11 protein-coding genes and 1 tRNA gene are annotated in these 17,294 nt (G+C 61.2%); 4 read left to right on the plus strand and 8 right to left on the minus strand.

The features are described from left to right. Window positions 1-44 precede the first annotated feature (44 nt). The 4 genes from Q0887_RS07620 to Q0887_RS07635 form a co-directional block, all read right to left on the minus strand. Window positions 45-1,931: a ShlB/FhaC/HecB family hemolysin secretion/activation protein gene (locus Q0887_RS07620; RefSeq protein ID WP_299193694.1), complete on the minus strand. Its 1,887-nt coding sequence runs from the start codon at window positions 1,929-1,931 to the stop codon at window positions 45-47. Beyond that, on the minus strand, window positions 1,928-8,179 hold the full coding sequence (locus Q0887_RS07625) for a filamentous hemagglutinin N-terminal domain-containing protein (RefSeq protein ID WP_299193696.1): 6,252 nt from the start codon (window positions 8,177-8,179) through the stop codon (window positions 1,928-1,930). Before Q0887_RS07625 ends, Q0887_RS07620 begins: the two co-directional genes overlap by 4 nt. Continuing rightward, entirely contained in the window at window positions 8,176-10,542 is a 2,367-nt protein-coding gene (locus tag Q0887_RS07630; protein WP_299193698.1) for a CHAT domain-containing protein, read from the minus strand. Before Q0887_RS07630 ends, Q0887_RS07625 begins: the two co-directional genes overlap by 4 nt. 337 nt (window positions 10,543-10,879) lie before the next feature. Then, a tRNA-Ser gene (locus tag Q0887_RS07635) sits at window positions 10,880-10,969 on the minus strand. 212 nt (window positions 10,970-11,181) lie between these two features. On the opposite strand from Q0887_RS07635, the gene hspQ reads away from it, so the two are divergent. Further along, a complete protein-coding gene (gene hspQ / locus Q0887_RS07640) occupies window positions 11,182-11,562 on the plus strand; it encodes a heat shock protein HspQ (RefSeq protein WP_299193699.1) in 381 nt (126 codons plus the stop codon). 184 nt (window positions 11,563-11,746) lie between these two features. Here the strand turns inward: hspQ and Q0887_RS07645 are convergent, their stop codons facing one another. Then, a complete protein-coding gene (locus Q0887_RS07645) occupies window positions 11,747-12,634 on the minus strand; it encodes an ABC transporter permease (protein ID WP_299193701.1) in 888 nt (295 codons plus the stop codon). A 105-nt stretch (window positions 12,635-12,739) separates the two neighbouring features. On the opposite strand from Q0887_RS07645, the gene Q0887_RS07650 reads away from it, so the two are divergent. From Q0887_RS07650 to Q0887_RS07660, 3 genes are all read left to right on the plus strand, one after another. Then, the gene (locus Q0887_RS07650) at window positions 12,740-13,432 is read left to right on the plus strand and encodes a GcrA family cell cycle regulator (RefSeq protein ID WP_299193702.1); all 693 of its coding nucleotides are present in this window, start codon (window positions 12,740-12,742) and stop codon (window positions 13,430-13,432) included. A 70-nt stretch (window positions 13,433-13,502) separates the two neighbouring features. Continuing rightward, the gene (locus Q0887_RS07655) at window positions 13,503-14,030 is read left to right on the plus strand and encodes a DUF1993 domain-containing protein (protein WP_299193704.1); all 528 of its coding nucleotides are present in this window, start codon (window positions 13,503-13,505) and stop codon (window positions 14,028-14,030) included. A 13-nt stretch (window positions 14,031-14,043) separates the two neighbouring features. Then, on the plus strand, window positions 14,044-14,973 hold the full coding sequence (locus tag Q0887_RS07660; RefSeq protein WP_299193706.1) for a DUF481 domain-containing protein: 930 nt from the start codon (window positions 14,044-14,046) through the stop codon (window positions 14,971-14,973). A 17-nt stretch (window positions 14,974-14,990) separates the two neighbouring features. Here Q0887_RS07660 and prfH read toward each other — a convergent pair whose 3' ends face one another. From prfH to Q0887_RS07675, 3 genes are all read right to left on the minus strand, one after another. After that, complete coding sequence (gene prfH, locus Q0887_RS07665; RefSeq protein WP_299193707.1) at window positions 14,991-15,611, minus strand: peptide chain release factor H; 621 nt, start codon at window positions 15,609-15,611, stop codon at window positions 14,991-14,993. Further along, complete coding sequence (locus Q0887_RS07670; RefSeq protein WP_299193709.1) at window positions 15,608-16,792, minus strand: RNA ligase RtcB family protein; 1,185 nt, start codon at window positions 16,790-16,792, stop codon at window positions 15,608-15,610. Before Q0887_RS07670 ends, prfH begins: the two co-directional genes overlap by 4 nt. Before the next feature lie 244 nt (window positions 16,793-17,036). Next, complete coding sequence (locus tag Q0887_RS07675; RefSeq protein ID WP_299193711.1) at window positions 17,037-17,279, minus strand: hypothetical protein; 243 nt, start codon at window positions 17,277-17,279, stop codon at window positions 17,037-17,039. Window positions 17,280-17,294: the final 15 nt, after the last annotated feature.

The raw sequence follows: 17,294 nt of genomic DNA on the forward strand, positions 1-17,294 counted from the left end.
GCAAGAACCTCTGCAGACCGCCCGAAAGGCGGCGAGGCTAACATTCATCTAAACAATTGCAGCGGCCGCAGCGTTACCGCAAAGTGGAACCCGCGATCCTGCAAATCCCGGCTGCCCGGTGGAACAGCATCCTTCAATGCGTGCGCATAGGCGAAGGTAGCCGAAAGGCCCGGTGAAGGCTGCCATGTGAGAGCTGCGCCAACACTCCAAAGCATGTCAGCCACAGGATCCTCGACCTCACGATTGTCGAGCCAGGCGCCATCGACAAAGCCAGCAATGGAAAAGCGTCCCCAGTCGAACCCTTGGGACGCGCCGCCTCGGCCAGTCAAATCAAAAGGTTGGGCAAGTTCAATCGATCCGATCATGCCTTGATCGGCGAGTGCGAGAGTTTCACGATAGCCGCGTACGGTCTGCCTGCCGCCAGCTGCAAGCCGTTCTCCTGAATAAAGGATACCGTCCGCGGCTTGGCCAGCAAACCGCAGACGTAATTCCAGACCCTCTGGCGTCAACAGGCGCGCATAGCTTGCGCGGACATTTGCCGTGCGGAAATTGCGGTCCGGTGTAACAAGGCCGGGAATGTCGCCTTTCGAGCCATCGAGGCCCTGCGTTCCGGTCAGCGACACGGCCAGCACGGTGCTGATGCCGCGCTGGACGAAGTCAGCGGTCACGCGCGCCACAGTGTATTCGGCGCGGCCATCGACGGCGCCTGGACTTAGCGAAAACGGTCTGCCCAAAAGCTCCGTTTCGGAAACTCGGTGACCGACCCGCATCCCTACGCTGAAGGAGCGCGCGGAGACCCAGCCCGAACCATCGCGCTCGGGTGTCAGAGGGCGTGCGTAAAGGCGATAGGTCATGCCGCCTTCGACATTCCAGTCGCGCGCCGCGATATCCAGCGGCCGCAATTCCGGATCGACCACTGCGGCCCGATTAAAGCCCCCCAGCAGATTGAGCGAAAGGTCGCGGTCGAATACCGGCGTCGCATAGGCGAAGCGCGCATCGGGTTCGCCCGAGGTAAGGCCTGCCTCGATGCTCATAATGTCGCCTGCCGAGATCAGGTTCCGTAGCGATCCACCGACCGAAAAGCGCTCACCGCCGATCGCCGGTGAGCGGCTGTTTGCAACGCCGGCGTAAAGGTCGGCCCTTTCGGCAGGTCGCACGACGAGCTTGAGACGAGCTTCACCCGCCACGCTGCCTGGCTGCAGATCCGCTGATATTGACCCTATCGCCGGGTCTTCCGCCAGTAACCGGAAGTCCCGTTCGAGCGCGATCACATCAAGCGGTCGCTGCGCAGTCGACGGCATGCGGTCGACAACAAAATCTGACGAAAGCCCGCCGGCCCCTCTATCACTCCATTCCAGTTCGACGCCGTTATCCTGCCCGGTCAATCCGCCCGAGATCAGCTCCAGCTGCAGCGCGCCTTGATCGGTGTCAGGCCGCCGCGCGATCAGAACGCCGGAATTGATGTAGCCATTCGCGACCAGCGCGCGATTGATCAGCTGCACCAGCGCGACCAGCCTCTCCAGCGGAACGGTCTCTCCGACCATACCGTTGGCTGCGAACTGTCCAGCAACCCAGTCGGCATTCAGCGCAGTGCCGGGTGTGGCGGTGACTTGAAGCCCGTAAGCGGGATTGCTGATCGCTGAGAAATCGGCCCGCGCGTGCCCGAATGCATCGCCTGTTGTAAGAACCTCTACCCGCGCAAACCGGGTCGTTCCCGAGACCGGCGGAACCGAGGGGGGCTCTGCCTGCGTGACCGCAGGAAATTCGGTCGGTTCGGCGTAATCGGGCTGCTGGATTTCAGCTTGCTGACCCACACGTTCGGTGGGCGCGCTCGTCTCCTGCGCTGCGGCAAGGCCTGGCGCGAGAAAGGCCGCGAAGCCAACGAAGGCCGCGCTTGCGCGAAAACCGCTGGTCAAGGCCGCGCGGCTCACAGGCAAACTGCCATTGTGGGCACATCCGATCGCGCAATCGGATCGGTCTCGCCTTCTTCAGGTGATGATGGGGCCGGAGCACTTTCATCCGGAGCGGGCGGCAAACCATATGGGCCGGTGATGCGGGTCGAGAACTGGCTGACTTCGCCCGATCGCCGCACCGCTGCACAAACGCCGCTGAGGATGCCGGACGCATCGAGGAAGTCGACCGTTGGCACCTCGGTCCCGGTGATCTGCTCGCCGACATTGCTTTCGATAAGCAGCGAGCCATCGACCGAGATGAGGTTCACCGTATCGCTCGAACGGATAAAGAAGTCGGACGAAATCTGGACATTCGCCCCGCCTTGTTCACCGAGCGCCAGAATGCTGCCGCCTTCGGACAAGATCAGGAACGGGTCGGAAATCGTGATGCGCCCGCCGGTATTCGCGCCTGAGCTGGTGGTGATAACCCCCGGATCGCGGCCTGACAGACCAAGGAAACCGTCGCTCGGCAGGAACAGGCCGATATCGCCTGCTGGTCCATTATCCGAATTGGTGGAGACGCTGCTACCATTATCAATCCGGATAAGGCTGGAGTTGATCTGGATCGTTCCGGCGGAGAATGTGCCAGCTGCTGTGCTGGAAATGCTGCTAAAGTTGTCGAGCAGCAAAGTGGCAGCCGAAATATCGATATCGCCAGCATCTCCGCCCCCGAGCGCCGCAGTCGATATCTGTGCGTCGTTGCCGAGAGAGAGCAGGTCGCTGATCTCGACGGTAACGGTGCCGGCATTGCTGCTCTGGCTGGTGGAATCGATCGATGCACCATCGGCGAGAAAAGCGTTATTGGCGCGGAGCAATACGTCGCCTGCGTCACCCGCCGGAGCGGTCGCGAGCTGAAATGGTGCTGCCGAAGCGGTCGCCGAGGTAACGGGATCAGGATCCTCCGAGGCGGAAGTGATCCGGCCTCCGCTCATCTGCAATTCTCTGGCCAGAACCGAGACCGATCCGGCATCGCCGCTGCCGGTCGTGATGCTGTTGATCTCTCCGCCCGTCATTGAAAGCAGATCGGCCGATACCTCTACCGACCCGGCGTTGCCCGAGCCCTGCGTCGCTGCCGAAATCGTAGCTGAGTCGGCCATGTCGAGGCGGCCCGATACTGCAACCGTCACATCGCCTGCATCACCCGATACGCCGGTCGAGTCGATCTCCGCCGCCCCGCTAAGCGATGCGTTTCCGGCGGCAATGAACACCGAGCCTGCACGCCCCGCATTGGGCGCGTCGGAATCGGAGGCAGAATCGATCCTTCCCCCCGCCATCACCAGTTCATCGACGAAAACCCCGACGAGGCCGGCATCCCCGCTGCCTGCGGTGAAAGAATTGATCGCTCCGCCAGCCATATCGAGCAGGCCCGCCCTGACCTCGACAGTTCCGGCATCTCCCGTCCCCTCCGAGGAGGCCGAGATGTTGCCCTCAGGTTCAATCCGCAGCGTGTCTGTGACGGTCACTGTGACGTCTCCGGCCCCGCCGCTCGATCCCAACTCTGCCTGAGAATCAATCGAGCTGTCGAAGAGGACAGAGAGGTTCTGCGCTTCGACGGTCACATCGCCAGCTAAGCCGGGGCCGTGCGTGGCCGATGTGATGTCGCCGCCGCGCAGGACAATGTCACCCGCAGTGACGAAAACAACGCCTGCATCGCCCGAGCCAAAGGTGGTTGCCGAAATTTCCGACGTTTCGCCGAGGCCTGGCTCGTAGTCGCCATCGTCGTTCGTAATCGTAAGCGTTCCGGTCACCGAAACGCCGACACCGCCTGCGTCGCCCGTAGAGCCTTCCTCGGTCAGCGAATTGATGGTCGCCCCATTGGTCAGCGAAGCGTTATTGGCACGGATCAGCACCAGCCCTGCATCGCCGGAACCGCTGGTGAACGAGGTGATCTCACCGCCGTCCATGATGAGAGTGTCAGTATCGATCAGAACCTGACCAGCATCGCCGGGACCGCGTGTGGATGCCGAGATACGCGCGCCTTCGGACACTTCGACCAAACCGCCCGAGTTGATCGTAACTTGTCCGGCCGCTCCCGTTGAATCGGCCAACGCGGCTGAGTTCACCCGGGCATTGCCGCGCAGCCTGACGGAATTCGCGTTTATCTCTACATCGCCTGCATCGCCCTCTCCGTCAGAGGATGAGGCAACCGCGCCCCCTGTCATCATCAGCGATCCAGCATTGATCGTTACAAGCCCGGCATCACCGCTCGACAATGTGGCAGCGGTGATCGCCGCTGCATCGGTGATCCCGAGCACTCCGGCAACATCCACCCGCACATTACCGGCATTACCGGTCGAATTGCGCAATGCAGAGGAGTTGATCCGCGCGTCACCGCTAAGCTGGGCGCTGTCGGCGACGACCAGGACATCGCCCGCATCGCCTTCAGCCGAGGTGGAGCTGTCGATACTACCACCCGTCATGGTGAGCCTGTTTGCCGTCACCCGCACCAGGCCGGCGTCTCCGACACTTTCGGTGGTGGCTGCAATCGTGGCCGCATCCGCAAGCGAGAGATCGCCCGCAACCTCTACATTCACCCGGCCCGCCGATCCGGTTGATCCTTCGGCGGTTCGTGAAGAAATCCGCGCGTCGCCGAACAAGGAGAGGCTGTCTGTGGCAATGGTGATGTCACCTGCCGAACCGGCTCCGCCAGTCCCTGATGTGATCGCAGCGCTGTCCGAGAGGGTGATCGAACCGGCTTCGACATCAAGCACACCGGCATTGCCCGATCCGGCAGTCGAGGCGGCAATGAAGGTGTTGCCCGACATGTTCAGTTCGTCGGTAACGCGGACCAGAACATTGCCTGCCTCGCCCACTCCGACGGTCGCTGTCGCGATGCCCGATCGTCCGCTAAACGACAGGCTATCGGCAAATATTTCTACCGATCCTGCATCGCCTGTCGCCTCCAGAAAATCGCCATTCGCGTTGGGGAAGGAGCGGGACGAGGTGGAGGAGATGAAGCCGCCGGTAATGTCGATTACACCTGCCCGGACCGTGACATCCCCCGCATCACCATCGCCAAGGGTCAGCGAGGTGATGAGGCCGCCGCTCATTTCGAGCCGGTCGGCGGTGATGTCGACCGTCCCCGCATTGCCAAACGCTCTGGTGGCCGACCGGATTTCACCGTCAATAATCCGGAGCAAGCCAGCATCAATCTCAACCGAGCCCGCATTGCCGGGCCCGAAATCGGTGATCGAGCTTATGAAACTGTTTTCGACGATGAGTTCGTCTGCGGTGATGCGAACTTGCCCGGCATCGCCATCGCCAAACGTCGATGCGCCGATTTCGGCGAGGTTCATCAGGTGTGCTGTCCCGGCGATCACGGTCACAGATCCTGCGTTGCTTCTGGACTGGAACAACGCCGATGCGCTGATGCTTCCACCGTTCATCACCAGATTGTCTGTCACGACCACAATGTCTCCGGCAGCGCCCGATGCTCCCTGAGCGACCGAGCTGATACGCCCGCCGGGAGCCACACTGTCCGGATTGGTGCCGATCATTATGTTGGGCGCCTGCACAAACACCGATCCGCCAGACCCAAACACCGAGGCGCTGGCTGAAATCGACGAGTTCACGTCGTCGAGAAACAACGTGTCCCCTGCAATGATGCGCACATCGCCGGCTTGCCCGAACTCGGAAATCGTTGCGAGGAAAGTGTCGCCCGACAGGCGGATCGTGCCGACCACTTCGATGTCCAGCCTGCCACCAATGCCGTCGCCCAGCACGTCGGCAGTAATAAAGGTGTTCTGGGCAAGGAGATCGCCTGCACGAATGATGACATCGCCGCCATCTCCGTCTCCCTGTGTGAAGGCTATGATCGTACTGAAGCTGTCGGCGAGCATCTGGTTCTCGACGTCGAACCGCACCGCTCCGCCGTTGCCGTTGCCGAAAACGGCGGATTGAATCAGTGCATTGTCGCGCACTGCGGCATTGGCAGCAGCAATTGAAATGCCGCCAGTGTCGCCTTCACTCAAAGTGCTCGATTCAATCACCGAACCACCCGTCAGCAGAAAGTCGCCGGTCAGATCGAACCCGACCGATCCGGCATTGCCCACTTCGCCGAACACGATCGAACGAACGACAGAATTGCCGGCAATCGTGGTATTTTCGGCGCTTACAAATACGTCCCCGGCATCGCCATTGTCGGTGCTCGCAGATTCGATGACGGCGCCTCCCGAAAGGAGTAAGTCTCCGGCAAGATCGAGCGTGACACTCGCCGCAGTTCCACTGGGGCCGAAATCGATCGATCGGATAAAAGTCCCACCTGCAAGCGACACATTAGCCGCGTCGATGAAGATAGCGCCGGCATCGCCAGTGCCGCCGACAATGGATTCGATGAAGGCGCCCCCTTCAAGCGAAAGATCGCCCGAGAGACTGAGCGCAACCACACCTGCATTGCCCGAGCCTTCGTTCACGGACTGGATACGGGCGTCATCGCGCAGGGACAGCGCCGATGCGCTCACGTTCACACTACCGGCCTCTCCGGCTCCACGCGCCACCGAGTTTACGGACGCGCCCCCCGACATCGACAGCCCGCCATCTACCGCGAACACGATGTTTCCAGATCTGGCATCGGTACCGTCTGTAAAGGACTCGATTAATGCCTCTCCTTCAAGCAGCGCCTCGCCCGCATGAACGGTAACATCACCGGCATCGCCTCCGCCTAACGAGGCGCTGGCGATCTGGTTGAAACCACCGGTCATCTGCAGCAGCCCGGTCGCGGTGAATTCGACCGGCCCCACACCAGCACCGTTGAAACCTGCCGAGGCAACCTCGCCGCCAAAGAACAGCGCGTCGTGTGTATTGACGATCAGTGCGCCCGAACTCGCGCCGCCGGACCCGGCCGCCTGAGTCTGGAGGATGCCGCGATCGGAGAATATAGCCGTGTCGGAGTTGATCGACAGAGTGCCGGACGCGGTCGATCCGAGCGCGGTTGTGGTAATCAGACCGCCAGCCAAATGAAACACATTGGCGTTGATGCGCACATCACCGCCCAAGCCATCTGAAAAGGTGCGGGTGTCGATCCGCCCGCCCGGCATGAAATAGTCAAAGGCGTTGATATTTACCGATCCGGTCGCTCCATTGCCAAAGCCGAAGGTCCTGATCTCTCCCCCGAAAAAGCCCACCGAGAACGCGTCGATAAAGACACTGCCGCCATCGGCATCGCTCGCAGTTTCGGTCAGGATGCGGGTGCCGTCGAGGCTCAGGAATTCTGCCAGAATCCGGATGTCGCCGCCATGCGCATTCGGATCAAATCCGGCGAAGGTTTGCAAGGTGCTGTCAAAACTGAGGTCAACGAATCCGCCCTCGATGATGATATCACCGGCAGAGCCAAGACGGCTCTCGGTTGTCAGCTCGCCGCCAGCAATAACGACGACCTCATCGCCGCGCAGCGCAAGCGCTCCCGTTCCATTGCCCACGAGCCGACCGCCTTCGACGACCACCAATGAGCCCGCCGCATTGATACTATCAGCAACCACCAGGGCTCCGGAACTGACAAAGACCTGCCCATCACCCGTTGGCAATCCGATATCCGTGAGCGCGACCATCTCCTGGCCGCCACCAATCGCAGCGAAATCAAAATGCGTCCCGTCGCCCAGAATTGCCCCGGTTATCCGCACATCGGACGAAACTAGGCTGACCGACGCGGTTGCTGTTCCTTCGGTTACAAGCGCACCGGCTTGATCGATCCGGCTCTGTCCGCCCAGAAAGCCGAACGCCGCTGGAGGTGCGCTTGAGAAAGTGGAGCCGTCAGGGGTAACAGTTGAAAACCGCTCTCCGCCGCCAAACTCCAATTGGTGCGCGGTCGAGAAATAGGCTGATCCCGGCACATCAACCGAAGCGCCGTCTCCGAATATGACGCCCGCCGGATTGATGAAGAAGAAACTGGCGTTCGGCATGTCGGCAACCCGGATCGTGCCGTTGATTTCAGAAGGCGCGCCGCTGCGGACCCTGTTCACGATGTTGAGAATCGAGGCCGCATCCGCCGAGCCGCGCACCCAGCTGGCGATGTCGCCGCTCGCAAGATCGAAATCGGAGAAGCTGTGAAACAGGTTGCCACCCGCTGCTTCGCCGCCTGAGATCACGGTGGTGTTCCCTGCGGTTGTGACGGTTGTGGACGTGTCGAAACCAGGCTGTGTGTCTGCCGAGATGTTGGTCTGTGCCTGCGCGCTGCTCGCAGCGGCAATCGCAACTGCCGAAGAGACCAGAAGATAATGCCAGATCTTCATCGCCATGCTCCCAACAGTGTAAACGCAGCCCAGACGCGCGGATCGGAATAGACGTTGTCGCTCCTGATTAGCGTCAATTGCGCGTTGCGCATCGCCTCAGCTCTGCCCTGACCTTCGGCGTAGAAGCGGTAGAAATGGGTCATCAGCTCGAGCGTTCCGGCATCATCCACCTCCCACAAGGAAGCGACCGCGCTCTCTGCCCCGGCCTGCACAGCCGATCCGGCAAGGCCCATCGACGCCTGATCGTCCCCAAGTGCGGTTTCGCAAGCGCTCAGGATTATGAGCGAAATCAGCCCCCCGCGCAGCTGATTGGCCCCGAGCAGGTCGCGCAATTCGCTCAGCAGGATCGCCTCGCCATCCGCGACGATGAAGGATCTGTCGGAGCGGCCATTGAAGGAGGCGTGGGTGGCGAGATGAAGGATGTCGACCGGCTGGCTGCCAAGCGCCTCGCGCAGGTCGCTGGCGGTAAAATTCTCAAGATGCGCGCCGCTCTGCTCATCCGCATTGCCTAGCCCGGCGGCGATATCACCCTCGCGCTTGGTTCCCCGTAGCTCGGCGAAATTGCCGCGGGTCAGCTCGACACTTTTGGACAAAGAAGCGGCAAGAACCTGAGGCCGGTCGCGTTCGGAATCGCCCGGCTGAGTATAGGCAAGCGAGGGTGACACCGAGATGTCCGCCCTCTCGATCAGCAGCTCGCCAGCCTCATTCTGCAGCGCCGCAAAAGGTAGCCGGCGCAATATGCCGTCGGGTATGATGATAAGCGAGCTGTCGTCGCCGAGCAGATGATCAATCGGCTCAATCAGCAAACGGTGCAGCTCCTTCGAACCATCGATCCAGTCGTCATCCAGACCATAGCCGAGCGAGTAGGTGGTATCGCGAACCAGCTGCTCGATCCGGTCGCGGCTTGCCCCGTCTGCCGAGGTGACGCGGCGGTATTCGACTTCGCTGCCGGGCCGCTTGGCCGCATATATCAGCTCTAGCCGATCATCGAGCAGGATCGGGTACAGAAGGATTTCCCCGTCCTGCAATTGCGACAGGCTCACCGGATCTCGAGGTGGCACGCAGTCGGCGCCGAATGCGGACTGGATTTCCGCCTGCCTGAAGGATTCCACGATTTGCTGGGCGATGACGATCGAACCGGAGTTCTGTTCCGAAGCGGCATTTTCCAGCTGAACATCAACTGCCGCAGTAAAAACAGGCCGCATCCGCAGCTGGAACATCGTTTCCTGAGTCACGGTGTCATAACGAGGCAGGAGCGGGCGGATTTCCTCCAGCACCCGATAGGCCTGCATAACATGATTGCCGCGGTTCACGGGGTCAGCTTCGGCAAGCAACAGGTGCCAGTCGGCGATCCTTAGCGGCTGCGCAGCCTGGCTTTCGAGCAGGATTGCCTGGCGGAAATAGCTGGCGGCGCCTTCCAGCTCGCCTCCGCCCAGCAGCAAACGTCCCATCAAAGCCATCCGCCAGGCTTCTCTTGAGGCAGAGCCATCCGAGCTTGCTGCAAGCAGGTTCACGGCGCCCAACATGCGCGGGTCATCGAAGATTCCCGCATCCAACGCGGATTCGGTTAGGCGCGCCAGCATTTCGAAACGGGCATCGGCAGAAGTGATGCTCGCGGCGCTCTGCACTCCGTCGAGTGCAGCATTCGCGGCTTCTCGCATGAGCTCGCCGCGTGCTTCGGGCAGGCGGCCTGCTTCTGTTAGAGTGACGCGCGCCAGTTGCAGCTTTGCGCGCGCAACCGGCAAAGGTTGTTCAAGGTCGGAAGTAGCTGCAATCGAGCACTCCAACGACTTGCTCGCCACTGCCCAGTTGGACTGGAAAGACAGGTCCGAAAGGAGAAGGTCGACACACGGGACCGGCGCAGAGCTGGAAGCAGCGGCATCGGCAGAGCGTGTCGAAACAAAGCGCTGGACCTCGGCGCTGCGCGAAGCCCGAGCGGAACGCGCATTTGGCCGCACTGGAAGCGCCGCCGAGACCAGCGCAAGCCGATAGGCGGCGTTTGCCTGCATCTCGCGGTCCTCTGCATCTTCTGCATGGATCAGCGCACCGATCAGAAAACTCTGCGCGCGCGTTGCGCTTCCTTCCTGCGCGATCCGCATGGCTTCGCCTGCTGCGCTGCAATAGGCGGAGAGCGACGCCCGGTCGATGCTCGAGCTTGTGGAGGGAAGCGAGCCAAGCTCTTCCAGCGCGCGGTCGCCTGCCGTGAGATCCGCCAACCCGACTGCGAGTATGGACTCGGCATTGGCTGCGGCGGCTGTGAGTGTTTCGGCGTCAGGGGCAGAACTCAGGCTACCAGCGGCAGAGGGCTGGCACAGTTCCAGAGGGTTCGCTTGCGCCTGAGTCGAAACCAGACCCGTCAGCATTGTCGACGCTGCAAGAGTGTACCACCGTGCGCGCCGACCTGTGCGCGGGCGCGCTCCGGACATACCTCGAAGCCCGCAGGTTCTCGATTCCTTGCTCATGATTTACGTCTCCCCCCGAAGACGAAACGAGCTTTCTTCACGCCAGTGCTAGAACCGAAAAAGCGCTGGCAGCGCAATCGTTCCACATGGCAACCGGCGTGCAAGATGCCCCCCGTCGTGGACAATGGCTATAGCGATACCAATGTGAGGTCAATGACGCCGCTGAGATCGCGTCCGGCGATCAGGAAAGGGCGGAGTCGCGTTAGGATCACAGAATTGAGCAGTAGTCTTGAAGATGTGGCGGAGAGGGAGGGATTCGAACCCTCGGAACCCGTAAGAGCTCAACAGTTTTCGAGACTGCCCCGTTCGACCACTCCGGCACCTCTCCGCATTCCTGTCTTTGCGGCCATTCTCGGTTTGGTAGCGCGAGATGGCGTCGCAGGCTTGGTCGGGCCAGCGACAGGAAGCGCGCCCGTTAGCGCAGCCTCCGCCGCTTGCCAAGGCCTCTTGCGCCGCCGCGGCCCACAAAATGCGGGCATATCTGGCTTTTGCGCAGGCCCCCGCGCTTGTTTTGCGCTTTCGAAGCTCCATATTCGGCCAATGGAACGCGCTCACTTCTTCTCCAGCCAAGCGGGACGCACCATCAATGCTCCGCGCCAGACCCGCAGCCGTTTTGGCATTGGCGAGGTCGTCCGCCACCGTTTGTTCGATTTTCGCGGCGTGGTCTTCGATATCGACCCGGTCTTTGCCAATAGCGAGGAATGGTACGAGGCGATCCCCGAAGACATCCGCCCTCCCCGCGATCAGCCGTTCTACCACCTTCTCGCCGAGAGCGAGGATGCGAGCTACGTCGCCTATGTCAGCCAGGGCAATCTGATCGCTGACGCCAAAGGCGGGCCGGTTGATCATCCGACGGTTCCGGAGCTGTTCGAGCAGTTTGCTGACGGGCGTTACCGGATGCGGCGATCGCTGACGCATTGATGTTTTGCGCAGCGCCTCCGCGCTGCGATTTCCTCGCATCAGCTCGGGCGCGCAGTCGCGCTTTGGCTCGCCTAAGGCTCACGCATTAGTTTGTTGCGCCCTCAAGCGCCGGGCGCGGGCCATTAGGCGCGACGCGCAGTCGCGCTTGCGGTCCTTCGGAGTGTATTAGCATAGCAATTTGGAATTAGCTTTTCAGCTTCCAGCCTGATCGCAGCACCAGATAGACCAGCACCGCAATTGCTGCGTTGAGCGCGGCGAGTCCCGCTGCGGCTGCGATGACTTGCGCATCGGTGCCGATGTCGCTTTGGCCAAGGAAGCCATAGCGGAAGCCCGAGATCACATAAAAGAACGGGTTGGCGCGGCTAATCGCCTGGAATGCGGGGGCAAGGTTGTCGAGCACGTAGAATGTGCCGGACAGCAGCGAGAGCGGCGCGATGACGAAATTGGTGATCGCGGCGTTGTGATCGAACTTCTCCGACCAGATCGAGGTTGCAAGGCCGAGCAATGCGAGCAGAATAGCCCCCATCAATCCGAACCAGATCACCGCCCACAAATGCTCAACCGACAGCGAAACGCCCGGCCACAAAGCCATGGCGATTGCCACCGCCCCGCCCACGGCAATCGCGCGGGTGACAGCGGCGGCAATGATCCCGCCCATCAGCTCGCCCGGCGAAAGAGGAGGCATCAGCAGGTCAATGATCGTCCCCTGGATCTTGCCCGAGAGCAGCGAAAAGGACGAATTGGCAAAGGCGTTCTGCATCATCCCCATCACGATGAGGCCCGGTGCGACAAAGCTCGCAAACGGCACGCCCAGCACTTCGCGCCCGCCCCGCCCCAATGCGACGGTGAAGATCACCAGAAACAGCAAGGTTGTGACTGCAGGCGCCCAAACTGTCTGCGTCTGGACCTTGAGAAACCGGCGCACCTCCTTCATATAGAGCGCGAGCAGCCCGACGCGGTTCACTCCGGTAATGACCGGAACGCCGCGCGCGGGAAACTTGTGCGAAATACGGGTGCCTTCACCGCTCGATCCGTCTAGGGGAGCGGGATTAGCGGAAATCTCATCTGCCATGGTCGGTCGGTTACGGCCTCTGGCAACTTGTGACAAGCTACCTATGTAGGCACTTGAAGGATTGAGGTACGGCCCTCCTGAGGGTCGAACGGAGTTGAAAGACATATGAGCTGGACTGACGAGCGCATCGCGACGCTCAAGAAGATGTGGGAAGGCGGATCGACCGCCAGCCAGATCGCTGAAGAACTGGGCGGTGTCAGCCGCAACGCCGTGATCGGCAAGGCGCACCGCCTTGGCCTCAAATCACGGCCCTCTCCGGTGAAAGCCAACGAGAAGAAGAAAGCGGCGAAGAAAGCCGCTGCGACCAAGGCGACGACAGCCAAGAAACCGGCGAGCAAGCCCGCAGCCAAACCTGCCGCGACGAAGGCAGCTCCGGCGACGGACACGGCTCCAACCCCCAAACCTGCGGCCGCGCCTGGTGGCAACAATTCGCAGCCTGTCCCCAATCCGACGCCTGACCTGCCCAAGATCGTCTCTGTCGGTCCGGGCGGCTTTCTGCGTCAGGGTCCGGGCGACCAGCAGCCTCCGATCCCGCCTGCGCCGCCTCGCCGTCTGGTGCCGGCCAAGCCCAGCCCCGAGATCGCGGACAAGACCAGCCTGCTCGACCTGTCGGACAAGGTGTGCCGCTGGCCGATGGGCCATCCGGGTGAGCCGGACTTCCATTTCTGCGGGACCGATGTGAACCCCGGCTTCCCCTATTGCGTCGAGCATTGCGGGCGGGCCTATCAGGCACAGTTGCCGCGCGGCGCACGCCGTCCCCCGCCGCCTTTGCCCTTTGGCGGGCCGCGGGTGCGCTAAGGCAACAACCAATTCAAGGCCCGGCCGCTTACCCAAGCAGTCGGGCCTTTTTCATTTCAGGGAGAGACACATGCCACTCACGCTCCACGAAGCCTTCGTCCCGTCGGCCAAGCAGATCCTTGGCGGGATGCGGGGTCTCGTTGACAAAGCCGAAGTGCACTGCGCCGAGAACGGCATCGAAGCCAGCGAGCTTTACGAAGCCAAGCTGGCCGAGACGATGTGGACGTTGCCGTGGCATGTGCGCGCATGCTGGGTGCATTCGGGCTTTGCCTTGGGTCTCTACAAGACCGGCGCGTTCTCGCCCGACTTTACCGAGCTGCCAGCCGATTGGGACGCGATGCGCGCGATGATCGATGATGCACTGGCCCAGCTGGACGCGATCACCGTCGATGAGCTGGAGGCGCTCGCGGACAAGACCATCGGTTTCGAGCTGGGCGGTAAGCGCCTGATGGAGCTTACGGGTCAGAATTTCCTGCTTAGCTTCAACCAGCCGAACCTCTATTTCCACGCAACAACCTTTTACGACATTTTGCGAATGAAAGGTGTCGCGTTGGGCAAGCGCGACTATATGGGTGCACCCAGAATTATTGGCGCGTAATCGGGAGCTGATTTTGCCACAACTCAAGACCTTCGCACTGACTGTCGCAGCTAGCGGCCTTGTTCTCATTCCAGCGGCGGCTCAGGCCGAACTGCCCGATCCGGTGCGCGACATGATCGTCGCTGCCATCGCGACCGGAGACGATGCCAAGGTCCGCACGGTTATCGATATTGCACGCACGACCAATCCCGATGATGCAGCCGAAATCGACGCGATGCTGGCGACTTACGAAACGCAGCTCGCCGCAAACCAGGCCGCCGAAGCAGCCGCCGAGCAAGAGGCGATCCGCAGCGCTGGCCTGTTCGACAATTGGAGCGGCTCGGGCGAGTTGGGCGCGTTCAACTCGACCGGCAATTCGAGCAATACCGGCATCACCGCAGGCCTTGCCCTGACCCGCGATGGGATCAATTGGCGGCACAAATTGCGCGCGCGGGTCGACTATCAGGAATCCAATGGCGTCGTGACCAGCGAGCAGTTCCTGGCCTCTTACGAGCCCAATTTGCGCCTGTCCGACCGTCTGTTCGCCTATGCACTGGCGCAGTATGAGCGCGACCGTTTTCAGGGCTTCTCCGCGCGCTACGCGGCCTCGGGCGGTCTGGGCTATGACGTGATCGTAGAGGATAATATGACCCTCTCGGTCAAGGCAGGCCCGGCCTACCGCCGCACCGAATTCCTCCTCGGTCAAAGCACCAGCAACATTGCCGGCCTCGCCAGCATGGATTTCGACTGGCAGATCGCCAAGAACATAGCGCTGACCCAGGACGCCAGCGCCTTCATCCAGTCCGGCAGCAGCACCTACACCTCCGGCACCGGCATTCAGGCAGGCGTCGCGGACAACATCTCGGTGCGGCTCAGCTACACGATCGAGCACGACACCAACCCGCCGCTCGGCGCAGAAAACACCGATACGCTGAGCCGGATTACGGTGGTTTATGATTTTTGATTGTTGGGGGGGCGCCCTTAGCGCTTCAGCCTGAATTTGACCCCCTCGTAGCATCGCACCTCGTTGCCGCGCTCAAGCTTCCGATTGCGCTGCCACATGCTGCCCTTGGCCTGCGCCTTGGCCTCCTCTCGCATCTCTTCGAACAAGAGTGAAAGACGAAGCCGCGCGATCTTCTTGTTGGCAAATTGCGACCTTTGATCCTGAGAGACGGTTGTGAGCCCGCTCGGGACATGGGTCGCACGAACTGCGCTGTCGGTCTTGTTGACATGCTGCCCGCCCGGCCCCGAGGCGCGGATTGCCTGATATTTGATGTCGGCATCCTTCAGTTCATGCGCTTGGTTCGTCGCGGAGACCGAGCGCACGCCGACATACCAGTTTTTGCGCTTGTGCCTTGGGCGGAACGGGCTGGTTCCGATCCACCTTATGCTGCCCACGCGCGCCGCCGCGAACGCATCGGCGCCATTGCCCGACACGCTCATCAGCAGCGAACCCGCTGTGCTGGAATCCCGCTCGATCAGATCACATTTGACCGCTTCGCGTGCAGCCTCCTTGACGAATTGTTCGGCGAGGCGGGCAATCACCCACTCGCATTCTTTCGGCCCGGACCCCGATGACAGGTGCAAAACGATATCGGTCATGCGCGCCTCATCTTGTAGCTGATCAATGGACGCAGAACGGCGACAACCTTGACAAGTCCGGCATCCACCAGATCGCCGATAACGCCTTCGATGTTCTTATAGGCTTGCGGAGCCTCCTCGAAGATCAGGCTCTTGTCTTCGCAAATCACCCTTCCGCCAAGCTCGGTCCGCTCCAGCTCGCTCTGGCTGTAGCGCTTGGACAGTTTGGCTTTGGCATCGCTGCGCGCCCATTTGCGTCCGGCACCATGCGCCAGCGAGTGCAAAGCATGGTCCAGCTTCTGCTCGTCACTGGTCGGCGCGACCAGATAGCTCATCGTTCCGCGGGATCCCGGGATGATGACGAGGCCTTTGTCAGCCGGTGCAGCTCCCTTGCGGTGTAGCCAACCATCTTTGTGCGGCGTTAGAGTGTTGTGGAAGATGTCGAGCTTGCGCGTGCCGCTGGCGCTCAGCCGGTCGAGGAAGCGCTCAGCGATGATCTCGCGGTTGAGCTCAGCCCAACGCATCGCTTGATCGTGACGCTTGCGATAGGCGGCGAAATCGGAGCCGCCGACTTCGAGCCCGCCTGTCCCGAATTGCCGTAGATGGCCTTCAAGCACCGCCTGCCCGAGCCCGCGCGACCCGCTGTGGACGAGCAGCAAGACACCAGCAGGGTCGAAGCCCGCACTGTCGAAAGTCTGCTCGCAATGCACTTCGTCCACGGCAAGGAATTCTGCGAAGTGATTGCCGCCGCCAATCGTACCAAGCGCATCGGCGGTCAGCTCGGCAGGCAGGCCCGATTCAGTGAGCCGCGCTGGCTGATCGCCCGACCACGGCCCATCCAGATCGGTCAGCCGCTTGACCGCGCGGTCAAGCTTGAATCTGCGCGCGCGAATATCGGTCTGCCACAGCGACATGCCGCAGCCGATATCGTTGCCCACCAGATGCGGATAGGCATGCGTGGTCGACCAAAAAGCCGCGCCAATCGGGATGCCGCGACCGGCATGCAAATCGGGCAGGCCGACGGCTTCCTCGATGCCTTTCAGCTGCGCGGTCTGGTGGAGTTGATCAATCGCAGACTGTTCGATCCAACTTTCACTGGATGCGATGATGCGGGTTTTTGCAGATTTTTCAGAAGTTCTGGCGGTCTGCTGACCACCAGAAGAAGTCAGGCGAGCGTGCTCACCTTTGTAGGAATTGCCCATGACAATTGTTCCTGCATATCAAAGAATTCTGGGTTGGTTTCATGTGATGTCAGAGCATTTTGCATGATACATTCCCTTCTTTTCTATCGAACAATTGAACCGGAGGAGCGCCACTAGACTTGGCTCCGGAGAAAATCAAGTTTGCGGAGCGATTCGGATATCACTGCGCCGCGCGCGCCCGCTACCCGCCGCGCAATTCCCTTTTTGAAAACCGGTGCGATTCTAAATTTCGAACGATCCCGACTTAACGAGCGGTTCGCTGCTTCTCGGGCTGAACACGGCGTCTGCGTGCCTCGGCCAGCGCGTCGGGGAGGCTGGTGTAGCGATATGCGCCCACCTTATAGTTCGCGACCAGCGTGAGAATGATGCCCATCTCGCGAAGCTCTGCCATGTCTTGTGCCAGCGCTTCGCATTGAGCAGCATCGACGCTGCCCTCTTCGCTCAGCATGTGGGGGTGGCAGCGCGGTAGAAATTTGTCCGGGGTCATGAAGAAGTTTCCTTT

The sequence above is a fragment of the uncultured Erythrobacter sp. genome, assembly GCF_947492365.1.
In the GTDB taxonomy this organism is placed as follows: domain Bacteria; phylum Pseudomonadota; class Alphaproteobacteria; order Sphingomonadales; family Sphingomonadaceae; genus Erythrobacter.

Coding starts and splice junctions, on each gene's coding strand:
- Q0887_RS07670 (WP_299193709.1), bottom strand. CDS start 16,792: ATGGGCAATTCCTACAAAGGTGAGCACGCTCGCCTGACTTCTTCTGGT.
- Q0887_RS07650 (WP_299193702.1), top strand. CDS start 12,740: ATGAGCTGGACTGACGAGCGCATCGCGACGCTCAAGAAGATGTGGGAA.
- Q0887_RS07675 (WP_299193711.1), bottom strand. CDS start 17,279: ATGACCCCGGACAAATTTCTACCGCGCTGCCACCCCCACATGCTGAGC.
- Q0887_RS07655 (WP_299193704.1), top strand. CDS start 13,503: ATGCCACTCACGCTCCACGAAGCCTTCGTCCCGTCGGCCAAGCAGATC.
- hspQ (WP_299193699.1), top strand. CDS start 11,182: ATGGAACGCGCTCACTTCTTCTCCAGCCAAGCGGGACGCACCATCAAT.
- Q0887_RS07630 (WP_299193698.1), bottom strand. CDS start 10,542: ATGCTGACGGGTCTGGTTTCGACTCAGGCGCAAGCGAACCCTCTGGAA.
- Q0887_RS07625 (WP_299193696.1), bottom strand. CDS start 8,179: ATGAAGATCTGGCATTATCTTCTGGTCTCTTCGGCAGTTGCGATTGCC.
- Q0887_RS07645 (WP_299193701.1), bottom strand. CDS start 12,634: ATGGCAGATGAGATTTCCGCTAATCCCGCTCCCCTAGACGGATCGAGC.
- prfH (WP_299193707.1), bottom strand. CDS start 15,611: ATGACCGATATCGTTTTGCACCTGTCATCGGGGTCCGGGCCGAAAGAA.